The organism is Muriicola sp., from assembly GCF_041567615.1.
GTDB lineage: Bacteria > Bacteroidota > Bacteroidia > Flavobacteriales > Flavobacteriaceae > Muriicola.
Genome location: NZ_JBFGBM010000051.1, coordinates 1 through 14,525 on the forward strand (window position 1 = coordinate 1; position 14,525 = coordinate 14,525).

Annotated in this window: 9 protein-coding genes and 1 tRNA gene; 7 read left to right on the forward strand and 3 right to left on the reverse strand. The window is 49.0% G+C overall.

Annotated features, from left to right (window positions below; genetic code table 11):
* The first annotated feature begins 157 nt into the window (after positions 1–157).
* Positions 158–229: transfer RNA gene (locus tag ABYP73_RS05265), tRNA-Gln, on the forward strand.
* A 279-nt stretch (positions 230–508) separates the two neighbouring features.
* Here the strand turns inward: ABYP73_RS05265 and ABYP73_RS05270 are convergent.
* A complete protein-coding gene (locus tag ABYP73_RS05270; protein ID WP_372945444.1) occupies positions 509–3,241 on the reverse strand; it encodes a phosphoenolpyruvate carboxylase in 2,733 nt (910 codons plus the stop codon).
* A 308-nt stretch (positions 3,242–3,549) separates the two neighbouring features.
* On the opposite strand from ABYP73_RS05270, the gene ABYP73_RS05275 reads away from it, so the two are divergent.
* The gene (locus tag ABYP73_RS05275) at positions 3,550–4,803 is read left to right on the forward strand and encodes a S8 family serine peptidase (RefSeq protein ID WP_372944596.1); all 1,254 of its coding nucleotides are present in this window, start codon (positions 3,550–3,552) and stop codon (positions 4,801–4,803) included.
* A gap of 52 nt (positions 4,804–4,855) precedes the next feature.
* On the opposite strand, the gene ABYP73_RS05280 is transcribed toward ABYP73_RS05275, so the two are convergent.
* Positions 4,856–6,166: a cation:proton antiporter gene (locus ABYP73_RS05280; protein ID WP_372973663.1), complete on the reverse strand. Its 1,311-nt coding sequence runs from the start codon at positions 6,164–6,166 to the stop codon at positions 4,856–4,858.
* Positions 6,167–6,365: 199 nt separating this feature from the next.
* On the opposite strand from ABYP73_RS05280, the gene rimP reads away from it, so the two are divergent.
* The 3 genes from rimP to infB are packed head-to-tail and all read left to right on the forward strand — an operon-like array spanning position 6,366 to position 10,768.
* Complete coding sequence (gene rimP, locus ABYP73_RS05285) at positions 6,366–6,827, forward strand: ribosome assembly cofactor RimP (protein ID WP_372944594.1); 462 nt, start codon at positions 6,366–6,368, stop codon at positions 6,825–6,827.
* 11 nt (positions 6,828–6,838) lie between these two features.
* On the forward strand, positions 6,839–8,071 hold the full coding sequence (nusA, locus tag ABYP73_RS05290) for a transcription termination factor NusA (protein WP_372944593.1): 1,233 nt from the start codon (positions 6,839–6,841) through the stop codon (positions 8,069–8,071).
* 42 nt (positions 8,072–8,113) lie between these two features.
* On the forward strand, positions 8,114–10,768 hold the full coding sequence (infB, locus tag ABYP73_RS05295) for a translation initiation factor IF-2 (protein WP_372944592.1): 2,655 nt from the start codon (positions 8,114–8,116) through the stop codon (positions 10,766–10,768).
* 42 nt (positions 10,769–10,810) lie between these two features.
* On the opposite strand, the gene ABYP73_RS05300 is transcribed toward infB, so the two are convergent.
* Positions 10,811–11,179, reverse strand: a complete 369-nt coding sequence (locus ABYP73_RS05300; RefSeq protein ID WP_372973664.1) for an SPOR domain-containing protein — start codon at positions 11,177–11,179, stop codon at positions 10,811–10,813.
* A gap of 233 nt (positions 11,180–11,412) precedes the next feature.
* Between ABYP73_RS05300 and ABYP73_RS05305 the strand changes: the two genes are divergently transcribed.
* Positions 11,413–12,786, forward strand: a complete 1,374-nt coding sequence (locus ABYP73_RS05305) for a cytochrome c3 family protein (protein WP_372944590.1) — start codon at positions 11,413–11,415, stop codon at positions 12,784–12,786.
* A gap of 33 nt (positions 12,787–12,819) precedes the next feature.
* A partial coding sequence (locus tag ABYP73_RS05310) for a TAT-variant-translocated molybdopterin oxidoreductase (RefSeq protein ID WP_372973665.1) occupies positions 12,820–14,525 on the forward strand: 1,706 nt, incomplete at its 3' end.

Sequence of the window (14,525 nt, forward strand, 5' to 3'; positions counted from 1 at the left end):
ACCAACAGAGGCGAAATTACTAATTAAAAAATTTATCGGGATCAATATTTCCCAAAGGTTTAACACCTGTAATATTGCCAGACCCCGCTTGGATTGTGCTTAAAATTATTTGTGCAAACAAAACTTTGTCTTAAATTTGCAGGCTCTTAAGAGGCATTGGCCTATGGTGTAATTGGCAACACTACTGATTTTGGTTCAGTCATTCTAGGTTCGAGTCCTAGTAGGCCAACATAAAGACCCTTGATATTCGAAAGAACTCAAGGGTTTTTTATTTCCGGAGTCTTCAGTCGTATGCGATTCCGAGAATTCTTCATTCACATTCAGGTTATGAAGAAAGCTTGAAAGGATGTAAAAAAGGCCTTATGGTAATGTTCACAGATAACCTTAGACACAGAAAACGGCAGGTTGCCCGTGATGAATCCATGGAGATGACCTCCTGGCCTTTGTGCCCTCAGTCAAATGTTAATTTGGATATCTGAAATAATTCCGATTTAACGGTCTGATCCCTTTACCCCGTATTCTTTAACCCTCCTGCCAACGTATTGACCAACAACAGAAGATTGAGCAGGCGTTCATGGCTCTTTTTTGTATCGCTTTCACCCATCTCCCTCCAGTGAATTAAAGAACGCACTTGAAGGCTGTGCAATATGTCCATGGAGTCTTTCCTGAGTTTATGGTTCTCCAGTCTTGATAGCCTGCGTTCGTTTACCGGTGAACCTAACAAATTTTCAATTGCTGTATTGCACAGCTGATAGTCATCTAAAATGAGCTTTAATAATTGCTCGCGAACACTCGGGTTTTGTGCCATATCGGCGTACATCCTCATAATTTTAGGATCTGAATTCAAAACATTGGTTTCAATTTGAATGAGTCCAAATTTTAAGAACGGCCATTCTTCTGCCAATTGTTTGAGATACGCAAAGTCCTCCGGCTTGTTTTTTTTAAAGTGGTGGAGTGCCGCACCGGTGCCAAACCATCCTGTGAGGTTAAACCGCGACTGGTTCCAGCTAAAAACCCAGGGTATGGAACGCAAATCGCTCAATGAACGTTGTCCTGTCCGCCTTGCGGGTCTCGAACCGATTTTACTTTGCTCCAATACGTCTATGGGGGTAACCTGGCCGTAAAACTCGATGAATTTGGGATGGTCCAGAAGTTCCCTGTAGTTTTTTCTGGCTGTGGCAACCAGTTCATCCATGATCGTATACCTTCTTACGTCTATACTTTCTTTTTCGGTCAGGGCTTGTCTTGCTGTTCCGGATAAGAACATTTCCAAATTATAGGTAGCATTGAGACGGTTGGCAAATTGATTGGCTATAGTCTCTCCCTGAATGGTCATTTTTATTTGTCCGCTGACAGATCCTGGCGGCATGCTCTCGAGAAACCGGTGTATTTTTCCTCCCCCCCTGCTTATGGTCCCTCCCCGGCCGTGAAAGAAACGCATCTTCACACCAAACTTTTCTCCCACTTCACTCAGGCGTTCTTCCGCTTTGTAGATGTTCCACCTGCTGGTCAGGATGCCTCCGTCCTTGTTGCTGTCGCTATATCCCAACATGACCTCCTGAACTAAGCCGCCTTGTATTTCGCGCTGTTCCCTCACTAAGGCATGATCTAAAAAGGACTCCAGGATCTTCGGTCCGGCTATAAGATCATCTATGGTTTCCAATAAGGGGACTACGGGCAGTCGTACTTCTTTCAGGCCAACCTCACGCAAGAAAAGGAATACCACGAGCAGGTCACTTAAACTCCGTGTCATACTCACGATAATTGAACCAATTCCGTCTTCTCCGTACTTATCAATGTACTTTTTAACTTCCAGGAAATACCCCAGGACATTATCAGCTTCAGGTCCGCATGGCCTGCCCGGGAGCAGAAAAGGACGGTTAATTAGCAATTCACCCTGTATGAATTCAAGTCTTTTTTCTTCATCCCATGAGGGGTAATCAAAATCAGAGAAACCAGAAGCCTTTAGGATCTGGCTCAGCGCAATTTCGTGATAGGCGCTGTTCTGTCGTATGTCGAGCTTTGCCAAGTGAAATCCGAAACAGTCCAGTATCCGTTCAATGGGGAAAACGTGTTTTTTGGCCACCTGCTCCGCCCTGAGTGTTATCAGGGTGTTGCGCAATTGCCTCAGGTCTTCAGACATGGCCATGGGATTTCGGTAATAGCATTTGTCACCCAGGTCAAACCGTTCTTCAATGGTATTGTCGAGTTTGGCGATCATCAGGTTGACATACTGCCGGAGAGGTTCAGAAGCATTCCGTTCCACGGCTTTCTGACCCTGTTCTCCCAAATCGCTGGTCCAATCGCGTATTTGTGAGATGAATTTTTGTGGAATCTCGTTGATGAATTCAGAAAAGCTCAGTTTTCTGGCCAGTTCTACCAGTTCTTTCCTGAGGATCTTCAGGGCGCCCTCCCGGTGAAGTTGTAAGGTGGATGCTGTAAATTCCGGGGTTACAAAAGGGTGACCGTCCCGGTCACCGCCTACCCAACTTCCGAATCTGAGCTTTGGGTAGTGCTCTGGCCATTGCAGGTACTCCGCGGAAAACCCCATGTAGTTCCATGCATCTTTCAATCGTTGATCGGTCAGGCGTAGGGTTTCAGGGAATACATTTTCAAAGTAATGCATCACATTGCTGCGCTCATCTTCCAGTCTCGGTTTTTGTAAATAGATCTCACCTGTACGCCACCATCGCTCCAAAACACACTTGAGGTCGTCCTTGATCTGCTCCCTCTCGGAATCGGACCAAAGTGGGTTTTCGAGTTTTACCAATAGTATGTATAGTTCCCTGTGGATATCCAGTACAGTTAATCTTTTGGCTTCTGTGGGATGTGCGGTCAGAACGGGCATCACTTGAATAGTGGGCAGCAAGTCAGCCATCTTTTTTTCGGAAATGCCCATCGATTTCCACGCCCTGAACGTTTCGGCCCAGGAACCACGGGTAGAATCCGGACCCAGGCGGGTTTCGGTTTTCCTTCGGAACTGAGTAGCGGCATTCTCTTCGACCAGGTTGAGCAATTCAAAGGAGATTCCTATGGCCTGGGCTAATTTACGGTCGGACATCCCACTTAAATCTCGGTCTGCTCCATTCTGACCAAGAGAAATCACTTCTGCCAGTTTTTCTTCACCCAGGGACTGCAGCATTTCTTTAAAGGCGGCGAGCAGATAATCGTAATCCGTCCTAATTTTCTGTAAACCTTCCAGTTCAAGTGTATTCTTTTCCAATTCTGTATGCAGTTTCATATACGATCGTATTGTTTTCTTTTAGGACTTCAAATGTCTCAGGTTTTGACGATCATCCCAGCGGCCTCAAAAAAAACGAAAATAATGGATTGTCAGGTGAAATCACTATAGGGCACTGATAAATAGTTCCACCCATCGCGTAAGTATTGGGTTTTCTCTTTATATCCCTTCATAAGCCTTCCGCGAGCAATTGGGTGTAAAGTACATCAGACACTCTTTAAACAGGGGTGGAAAATCATTCCTGTTTTCTTTGAATTTCTTAAAATTTTCTTAAATTCCTGCCATTAACAACATAATCCTTATCATTTATGAAGCATTCAATGTTTAAGCGTATGGCTGTTCTGGCCGGCGCAGGTATCGTATTGTTCTCCTGTTCGGACGATACATTCAATCAGGAAGAGAATCTCGATCTCCAGAATGTCCTGGAGCAAATGGAAGAACCCGCTGTCTTTAATCAGGGGAGTTATGTCATCGAAGGTTCTTATATCGTGGTTTTCGATCGCAAGGTCACAGGGGATGTCGGTGCCCGTTTCGGCAATGATCACAAAGCAGCCAACAATGCCGTCAGGGAGATGGCCGTCAAGATATTGGGTGGTTTGGAGCTGAAGGAAGACGCCATTGGCCATGCTTTCAGCAAGGCCCTGACCGGGGTTTCTGTCAAGATGAGCGATGAGAAGGCCGCAGAACTGGAGGCTGATGAGCGGGTGGCCTATGTGGAAAGGGATCAGATGTTCACCCTGGCCCCACCTCCCGGAAAAGGCCCGGGTGGCAATGACGGAGGAGGTTCTCCTGCTGAAGAAATCCCATGGGGGATTACCCGCGTTGGAGGTGCAGTTACCTACACCGGAAATAACGTTGCCTGGATCATCGATTCCGGTATTGATTCCAGCCACGAAGACCTGAATGTAGACGTGAACCGTGGATTTAATGCCTTTACAAAAGGCAAGGACTCCGACCTTTCTGCTGACGGGAACGGGCATGGCACTCATGTGGCAGGAACCGTAGCGGCTATTGATAACGAAGTAGGTGTCGTCGGTGTGGCCGCAGGAGCCACGGTTATTCCTGTTAAAGTACTGGACTCCCGTGGCAGCGGATCCTATTCCGGGGTGATAGCCGGGATCGACCATGTAGCCGCCAATGGAAACAACGGTGATGTCGCTAACATGAGCTTAGGAGGTGGTTTCTCTCAGGCTGTGAATGATGCAGTGATCGCCGCGGCCGGGACCGGAGTTAAATTTGCCCTCGCGGCTGGGAACGAAAGCACGAATGCAGCCACTAAATCTCCTGCCTCTGCCAACGGTCCGAATATCTATACCATTTCGGCCATGTCTCAAGGTGATAACTGGGCGTCATTTTCGAATTATGGCAATCCGCCGGTCGACTATTGTGAGCCAGGAGTAGCGATCAAATCCACCTGGAAAGGCGGGGGATACAATACCATCAGCGGTACTTCCATGGCCTCTCCCCATGCGGCCGGCATATTGCTTTTGGGTAATATAGGAAACGGGGGAAATGTCAATGGGGATCCCGATGGAAATCCCGATACCATAGGCGTTAACTAATATTCTATTCCTTCAATAGAGAAAAAGGCTCCCGCAAAGGAGCCTTTTTTATTTACTGTCTTTCAGGGTCTTCTTCAGAAAAGGGTTCTTCGCTTTCCGGGATTTCACCTTCGGACCTCATTTGGGCTTCCCGGGTTTCCGGCAATTTCTCTTCCTCTGCCAGATCGAGCAGGGTCCTGGTCTTTTTCTTATCCCGGATCATCGCCCAGGTCATGACCAGGCTTGAACCGATAATGACAAAGAGGAGAATTCCGGGCTCAAAGGTGGCCACCTGGGCTTCGGCCGGGATGGCGTAGAAAAGGAGTACAGTGATGAGTCCCCTGGGGGCGATAAAGAGTTGGGGAAGAATATCACTCCCGTAAAAGGTCCTGAGCAGCACAAAGCGCACGAGGTAGATTGAGATGATAATAAGCAGGCTCACCAGGGCGACGCTAAAACTAAAGAGGGAGGCGATGGCAATGGTCAGCCCGAAGATCACAAAGAAAAAGGTTCGGATCACAAAGGCGGTCTCCAGGGTAACGATATGGAGTTCGTGATAGATCCTGTGGGCTTTTTCGTAGTCGAGGAAGTTGGCCAGCTTCCCTCTGAAAAACAGCTTCATGTTGGCAATGATAAGCCCGAAGATCAGGATGATCAGCAGGGACGAAAGGTGCAGTTGCTTCCCAATGGCGTAGAGTAACAGAAGCACGGCGATAAGCAGAAAGAGCTTAGCCTGGCTTTTGATCTCCTGGAAGATCAGGATGATGGCGTAACTGGCCACCACAGAGATCACGATGGTGAGGATGATGTTCAGCGCAAATCCTCCGGCCCCTCCCTGGGAAGCCGGGTTCAGCTCGCCTACCAGGAAGTAGAACATCATGATCCCCATGATGTCCGAGAACGTGCTCTCGTAGATATGGAATTCCTTTTTCGAGGGATCCAGGCCACTCACGCTGGGAATGATGATGGCGCTGGAAAGAATAGACAGGGGCGTGGCGTACAGCCAGGCCGACTGCATACTCATCTCGGGGACGAACTGATACAGGATCAGGGCTGCGAGGTATGTAGAACCGAGCAGGCCCACCAGGGCTACTGAGAGGGACTTTATTATGGGTATGAGTTTCTCCCTTTTCAGCTCCAGCTCCAGGGCCGCTTCCAGGACGATCATGATCAGCCCGATGATGCCCAGGACCTCAAGCGCCGGGAAGAAATCGACCTCGTCTGAGGTGAGATAAGAGAGTATGAACTGCAATATCACCCCCAGAAAGATCAGCAGCAGGACCGAGGGGATATTCGTCCTTTTTGAGATTCCGTTAAAGATAAAGGAGAGGATGAGGATTACCGATGCCTCTATGATGATGTTGTAGGAAGAAAATACATCCATGGGGAAATGTTAAATGTGTATGGGCTAAATGTACGACTTATTCCAAACCGGATAGAAAAAGGGATTCTCCCAACCTTTAAAAATTGTATGCTTCTGAGTCGATCACGATTAAGAAAAATTGTGTATCTTTGCGCCACTGAAAGGATAGTAAAGTATTCATGAGGGGACCGTTAAGTCCCCTCTTTTGTTACTCATATGTATGTTGAAGGAAGAAGTTAAAGCCAGGCTGGATCAGATTTTACAGGAGAATCCATCCCTTTTTCTGATCGATTTCACGGTGAGTCCGTCACAACATATTAAAGTGGTGATCGACGGGGATGAGGGAGTAACATTGGAAGACTGTATGAAGGTGAGCAGGGCTATTGAGCACAACCTGGACAGGGAAGCGACAGATTTTTCCCTGGAGGTGACCTCTCCCGGGGCCACGGAACCCCTGGAAATGCCCAGACAGTATACAAAGAATGTGGGAAGGAAACTGGAAGTAAAGACTTCCGAAACAACCATAACGGGAACCCTGGTCTCCGCTTCGGCCGAAGGCATAAAACTGGAGTGGAAAGCGAGAGAACCCAAACCCGTTGGAAAGGGAAAGACCACCGTAGTTAAATCGGCTGAAGTGCCTTTCACGGACATTGTAAAAGCGAACGTAGTACTTAAATTTTAATTAGGATCAGAATGGAAAATATCGCATTGATCGAATCGTTCTCGGAGTTCAAAGATGACAAGTTCATCGACCGGGTAACCCTGATGGCTATTTTGGAGGATGTCTTCCGAAATGCCCTCAAAAAGAAGTTTGGATCGGATGACAATTTTGACATTATCATCAATCCGGATAAGGGAGACCTCGAGATCTGGAGAAACCGGGTGGTTGTCCCTGATGGAGAGGTGGAGGAGCCCAACGAGCAGATCTCACTGTCTGATGCGAGAAAGATCGAGCCCGACTTTGAAGTGGGGGAGGATGTTTCCGAAGAGGTGAAACTGATCGATCTGGGAAGGAGGGCGATCCTGGCCTTGCGGCAGAACCTGATCTCCAAGATACACGAGCATGACAACACGACCATTTACAAGCAGTTCAAAGATCTCGAAGGGGAGATCTACACTGCTGAGGTGCACCATATCAGGCACAAGGCGATCATCCTGCTGGACGACGAGGGCAACGAGATCATCCTTCCCAAGGACAAACAGATTCCATCCGATTTCTTCCGCAAGGGGGATAATGTGAGGGGAATCATCGAAAGTGTGGAGCTGAAGGGGAACAAGCCCATGATCATCATGTCGCGCACCTCACCGATCTTTCTGGAACAATTGTTCTTCCAGGAGATCCCTGAAGTGTTCGATGGACTGATCACTATCAAGAAAGCGGTACGTATCCCGGGGGAGAAAGCCAAAGTGGCAGTGGATTCCTATGACGACCGTATAGACCCGGTAGGGGCCTGTGTAGGGATGAAGGGATCCCGAATCCATGGGATCGTCAGGGAACTCGGCAATGAGAATATCGATGTGATCAACTGGACCAACAACCCCCAGCTTATGGTCACCCGGGCTTTGAGTCCGGCGAGGGTCACTTCCGTAAAGCTGAACGATGAGAATATGACTGCCCAGGTCTACCTCAAGCCCGAAGAGGTTTCAAAAGCCATCGGTCGGGGAGGACATAATATCCGGCTGGCAGGTCAGCTCACCGGGTATGAGATCGACGTCTTCAGGGAAGGGGTTGAGGAAGATGTGGAGCTGACCGAATTCTCGGATGAGATCGAAAGCTGGATCATAGAGGAATTGAAAAAGATAGGCCTGGATACGGCGAGAAGTGTGCTGGAACAGGACGTGGAAGACTTGGTCAAGAGAACGGACCTGGAAGAGGAAACCATCCTCGATGTGGTGCGTATCCTCAAGGCCGAGTTTGAAGATTAAGCTATATATTAGCACAAAATAAAAAGAGAGTAAACAGTTTTTATGGCAGACAACTCAACAATAAGGCTTAACAAAGTTCTGAGAGAACTCAACATCTCCCTGGACAGGGCGGTCGATTTTCTCGCCTCAAAAGGGCATAAGATAGACGCGCGTCCGACCACGAAGATCACGGAGGAGGTGCATCAGATTCTCCTGGACGAATTCCAGACCGATATGAGCAAGAAAGTTGCTTCCATAGAGGTCGGGGAGGAGAAGCGCAAGGAGAAGGAGGCCATTAGACTGCAACTTGAGCAGGAACAGGAGGAAAAACGCCTTGCGCGTGAGAAGAGGAATGCCGCTTCCGAAGTGGTGAAGGCGAAGGCCGAATTGTCCGGACCTAAAATGGTCGGGAAGATCGACCTTGACGGGGAGAAAAAAGCTGAGAAAGAAGCGGCCAAAGCAACTGAGGAGACAGAGGCTGAAAAAGAAAAACCGGTCGTAGAGAAACCTGCGGCTAAGAAAGAGAGTAAGAAAGCAAAAGATAAAAAGGCTGAGGCACCTCCCAAGGAGGAAAAGCCAGAGGCAATCGAAACAAAGTACCAAAAGCTCTCAGGGCCCAAGATCATGGGCGATAAGATCGACCTGTCAAAATTCGAAAAGCCCAAGAAAAAGAAAGAAACCGGCGCCAAGGCCGATCCCTCAGACCGCAAGAAAAGGAGAAAGCGGATCGTCAGCGATTCCGGTTCCCGCGGAGGCGGTCGAGGACGTTTTGACGACAAACGCTCCAGGTCTGGTGGTGGTGCCAAGGTAGAGCCCACAGAAGAAGAAGTTCAAAAGCAGGTGCGGGAGACCCTTGAAAAATTACAGGGGAAATCCAAAAAAGGAAAAGGAGCCAAGTACCGAAGGGACAAGAGGGACATGCACAGGCAACAGTCTGAAAAGGACCTCGAACAGCAGGAACTCGAAAACAAGGTACTCAAGGTCACAGAATTCGTCACTGTAGGCGAAGTGGCCACTATGATGGATGTGCCGACCACTCAGATTATCTCGGCCTGTATGTCGCTGGGGATCATGGTAACCATGAACCAGCGCCTCGATGCTGAGACCCTTTCCATCGTAGCCGATGAATTCGGGTATGAGGTGGAATTCGTAACAGCAGATATAGAGGAGGCCATAGAAGAGGTGGAAGATGCACCCGAAGATCTCAAAGCCAGGGCTCCTATCGTAACCGTGATGGGTCACGTAGACCACGGTAAAACCTCCCTTCTCGATTACATTCGGAATGAGAACGTGATCGCAGGAGAAAGCGGTGGGATCACCCAGCATATCGGTGCATACGGGGTGGAACTAGACAGCGGACAGAAGATCACCTTCCTCGATACGCCGGGTCACGAGGCCTTTACCGCCATGAGGGCGAGGGGTGCTCAGGTAACGGACATCGCCATCATTGTGATCGCCGCGGACGACGATATCATGCCCCAGACCAAGGAGGCCATAAGCCATGCCCAGGCAGCGGGAGTGCCGATCGTATTTGCCATCAACAAGATAGACCGTCCCAATGCCAATCCGGATAAGATCAAGGAAGGCCTTGCCGGCATGAATCTGTTAGTAGAAGACTGGGGAGGTAAGATTCAGTCGCACGATATTTCGGCCAAGACAGGGGAAGGGGTAAAAGAATTGCTGGAGAAGGTATTGCTCGAGGCAGAATTGCTCGAACTCAAAGCAAACCCGGACAAGCTTGCAACAGGAACCGTTGTGGAAGCCTTTCTCGACAAGGGAAGGGGATATGTCTCTACGGTGCTGGTACTCGGGGGGTCCCTGAAAATAGGGGATTACGTACTCGCCGGTACGCATAGCGGTAAGATCAAGGCCATGCAGGATGAGCGAGGCAAGAACGTCAAAGTTGCCGGCCCTGCTACCCCCATTTCCATTTTGGGACTGGACGGGGCACCCCAGGCGGGAGATAAGTTCAATGTCCTGGAGGATGAAAGGGAAGCCAAGCAGATCGCAGCCAAGAGGAGCCAGCTCCTGAGGGAACAATCTGTCCGGACCCAAAGGCACATCACCCTGGATGAGATCGGAAGAAGGATCGCCCTCGGAGACTTCAAAGAGCTGAACATTATCCTGAAAGGGGATGTGGACGGTTCCGTGGAAGCTCTTACGGACAGTTTCCAGAAACTGTCGACCGATGAGATACAGGTCAACATCATCCACAAAGGCGTTGGGGCCATCACCGAATCGGACGTGCTGCTCGCTTCGGCCTCTGATGCCATCGTGATCGGCTTTAACGTAAGGCCGATGGGCAATGCCCGTGACATCGCCGATAAGGAAGAGATTGATATCCGGATCTATTCCATCATATACGACGCCATCAATGACCTCAAGGACGCGATGGAAGGAATGCTGTCGCCCGAGATCAAGGAGGAGGTTACCGGAACTGCAGAGATTCGGGAAACCTTCAAGATTTCGAAGGTGGGAACGATTGCCGGTTGTATGGTGACCAGCGGAAAGATCTTCAGGAATTCCAACGTGAGACTCATACGGGATGGTGTGGTGATCTATACAGGAGAGCTCGCCTCCCTGAAGCGATTCAAGGACGATGTTAAGGAAGTGGCCAAAGGATACGACTGCGGATTGCAGATCAAGAATTACAACGATATCAAAGAAAACGACATCGTGGAGGCCTTCCAGGAAGTAGCAGTCAAAAAGACACTGTAACAGAAAAAAAACCTGCCGGAAAGCAGGTTTTTTTATTTCATTTTATTTTGCTGTTTGTGGCCTGAGGATGATGGACTGAGGGTATTTCTTCCTCACTTCGGCAAATGTTCGCTCCACTTCCAGCCTGTTTGCGAATCTGCCGAGATGCACCCGGTAGGTCGGAGAATCAAAGATGATCTTTACACCGTATTGGGGGAAATCCACTGAAGCATCTTGCTTCAGATTTGTCGCTTCCGCATAGGACCCAAAACCGATCTGGATAGTGAAATATTCGGTCTTGGAATTCATCTTTTTGTAGATCTCCAGAAGCTTTGTGATCTCGGGATCTTGTTCAACGGTAGCCAGCCCCTTCTGTGCGTTCATACAAAGAGGCAAGAGGAGTAAAATCAGCGTGTATAAAGCAGTTTTCATGGGTTTCCGGGCTTGTGAAAATACATTCTTTGCAAAGGTAAATTTTTAGGGCTTAAACAGAATAAACAAGCCTTATTTAGAATAGTTATAAATTATAAATTATCAATAGTTAACGATTTCCCAAATAAAGTCTATTCCGTATTTTTGTCCCCAATTTCACGGGCGATAACTCTCCCATTTTTCTTAGGATTGAGAAAAAATCGTGCCATGATTTCGATAGAAATAATTTCAATATGAAAAAGGTTCTGTACCGCTCTCAGATTTCTACTCTTTTCAGTATTTTTTTGGTTGGTAGTCTACTACTCTCAAACAATCTTATTGCCCAGGATCAGGCTGCAGCAGAAGCTGCGGTCACGGAAACCGATGCCTCATTAGGCGGGGATCCTGTGAAAGGGAAGCAGTTGTTCAACCAGAACTGTGCCGCCTGTCACGCTCTGGACCGTAAGATGACGGGACCTGCGCTGGCCAATGTGGAGACGCGACTCGCGGAAGAAGAGGGTCTGGACAAGGAATGGCTCTATTCCTGGATCAAGAACAGTGCAGGAATGATTTCTTCAGGGGATGCCTACGCCAATAAGATCTATGCGGAGTACAATCAGGCTGCCATGACGGCTTTCCCAACGCTCAGCAATGAGGACATCGATAATATTCTGGCCTATACAGCGGCCCCTCCTCCGGCACCCGTTCAGGCAGTTGCCACAACGGCACAAGTACCCGGAGGTGCAGCTCCATCTTCAGGGATCACCAATGAAGTAATTCTGGGTGCCCTGGTTCTGGTCTTTGGTTTGCTTGTTATGATGCTGATCCTTGTGAACAGTACTCTGAGGCGAATCGCTGAGGCGAACGGCGTCGTCGTTGAAAAAGCAAAGGCGGAGAAAAGGATGCCCATTTGGAAGGCATTTGTCAAGAACCAGTTCCTGGTCCTGTGTTCCGTGATCTTCTTGCTTCTGGCGAGTGCTTATTACGCCTATGGTTGGATGATGCAGATTGGGGTAGACCAGGGTTACCAGCCTATACAGCCTATCCATTATTCCCACAAGATCCACGCAGGAGATAACAAGATCGAGTGTAAGTACTGTCACTCTTCTTCAAGAGTTTCCAAGCACTCAGGAATTCCATCCCTCAATGTGTGTATGAACTGTCACAAGTCGATCTACGAGTACAAGGGCAACCCGGAAGGTCCATCTGCCGAGGATCTGGCCAACGGGTATACCAACGAATTCTATACGGCTGAGATCAAGAAATTGTACAAGGCTGTCGGGTGGAATGAAGAAGAACAGCGATATACAGGTGAATCGAAGCCGGTAGAATGGGTTCGTATTCACAACCTCCCTGACCTGGCCTATTTCAACCACTCCCAGCACGTATCCGTTGCCGGTATTGAGTGCCAGACCTGCCACGGACCTGTGGAAGAGATGGAGATCATGTATCAGTATGCTCCCCTCACTATGGGCTGGTGTATAAACTGCCACAGGGAGACCGAGGTAAACTTGCAGGATAACGAGTACTACGAAAAGATCCACAAGGCACTTTCCGAGAAATACGGGGTTGAGAAGCTGACGGCTGCACAGCTGGGCGGACTCGAATGTGGAAAATGTCATTATTAAGAACAATACAGAAGCTAATTACAGATAGATCGTATGGCATCAAATAAGGTATACTGGAAGAACGAGGCGGACTTGCTCCCCGCGGATTCCAATATTCAAAAGCTGAGAGATAACGAGTTTCCGACTGAAATTCCCGTTGATGAATTTCTCGGTGACAAGGAGGGATTGTCCGATTCAAAGACGAACAGGCGCGATTTCCTGAAGTATATCGGCTTCAGTACTGCAGCTGCTTCGCTGGCTGCCTGTGAAGGCCCCGTGATCAAATCGATTCCCTATGTGGTTCAGCCCGAGAGGATCGTACCGGGAGTGGCCAATTACTACGCCACCACTATTACTAACGGTTTTGATTTTGCCAGCATCCTCATCAAGACGAGGGAGGGAAGGCCGATCAAAGTAGAGAACAACAAGGAAGCGGCCACTAACGGCAGTGCTAACGCCAGGGTTCAGGCATCTGTCCTCTCCCTATACGACAGCACGAGGCTACAGGGACCGCTCTCCAACGGTGAGCCTGTAGAATGGACCATTCTGGATGCTTCTGTGAAATCTAAACTGGGTGCTCTTGCGAGCACCGGGAAACAGGTAGTATTGTTGACCCAGACCTATGCCAGTCCGTCCACGGATAGATTGATCGCCGACTTCACGGCGGCCTATCCCAATACAAAACACATCACTTACGACGCCATTTCCGAAGACGCTGCTTTGAATGCTTTCGAGAGTGCCTACGGGGAAAGGGCGCTGGCCGATTACCATTTTGACAAAGCAGAACTGATCGTTTCCTTTGGGGCGGATTTTCTTTCTGACTGGCAAGGAGGAGGATACGATGCCGGATATTCCAAAGGGCGTGTGCCCAAAAACGGCAAGATGTCGAGGCACATACAGTTCGAAGCCAATATGACGCTTACAGGGGCGAACGCCGACAAGCGGGTTCCTTTGAAACCGTCTGAACAAAAAAAGGCACTTGCAGCCCTTTACGGCAAATTGAACAACAGCAGAGTCAGTACGGATCTCAGCGAGGCGGTCCTCGCCATGGTAGACGCTACAGCTGCTGAAATCAGGAGTAAGGGGAGCAAGGCGGTTGTGGTCAGCGGACTGGACGATGTCAATGCACAGCAAGTGGTCCTGGCTATCAATAAAATGCTCGGCAGCGAAGCCATGGATACGGATGCGCCTAAATATGTGCGCCAGGGAAATCCAGCAGCCGTAAAACAGCTGATCAGTGATATGAAGTCGGGTAATGTGGGTATGCTCATCATGGATGGGGTTAACCCCATGTATACCCTGCCCAACGCTTCCGATTTTGCGGAAGGACTTGAAAAAGTAGACCTTTCCGTAACCTTCTCCACCAACTGGAATGAAACTACAGAGCGCACCCAATTTGCTGCGGCGGCTAATCATTTCCTGGAATCATGGGGTGATGCCCAGTTGAAAAAAGGACATTACAGCCTTGTCCAGCCTACCATCAGGGAGCTTTTTGACACCCGTCAATTCCAGCAATCCCTCCTGAACTGGATGGGCAGCGATCAGAGTTATTACGATTATATCAAAGCCTACTGGACGGACACCATTCTCGGTACCGAATCCTGGAACAAGGCTTTGCACGACGGGGTATACCGCGTCGAAATGAATATGGCGGGAACCCGGGAGGAAACTGCTTCTGAGACGGCCCCCGACGCAGTCCTCAGCGACGCCGTTCGGAACCTGGCCTCAACCTCTTCGGAAGGTATGGAGCTCACCCTCTA

Excerpts from the sequence above, each read along its gene's own strand:
- rimP (WP_372944594.1), top strand. The coding sequence starts at position 6,366 with ATGTTGAAGGAAGAAGTTAAAGCCAGGCTGGATCAGATTTTACAGGAG.
- nusA (WP_372944593.1), top strand. The coding sequence starts at position 6,839 with ATGGAAAATATCGCATTGATCGAATCGTTCTCGGAGTTCAAAGATGAC.
- ABYP73_RS05300 (WP_372973664.1), bottom strand. The coding sequence starts at position 11,179 with ATGAAAACTGCTTTATACACGCTGATTTTACTCCTCTTGCCTCTTTGT.
- ABYP73_RS05305 (WP_372944590.1), top strand. The coding sequence starts at position 11,413 with ATGAAAAAGGTTCTGTACCGCTCTCAGATTTCTACTCTTTTCAGTATT.
- ABYP73_RS05280 (WP_372973663.1), bottom strand. The coding sequence starts at position 6,166 with ATGGATGTATTTTCTTCCTACAACATCATCATAGAGGCATCGGTAATC.
- ABYP73_RS05270 (WP_372945444.1), bottom strand. The coding sequence starts at position 3,241 with ATGAAACTGCATACAGAATTGGAAAAGAATACACTTGAACTGGAAGGT.
- infB (WP_372944592.1), top strand. The coding sequence starts at position 8,114 with ATGGCAGACAACTCAACAATAAGGCTTAACAAAGTTCTGAGAGAACTC.
- ABYP73_RS05275 (WP_372944596.1), top strand. The coding sequence starts at position 3,550 with ATGAAGCATTCAATGTTTAAGCGTATGGCTGTTCTGGCCGGCGCAGGT.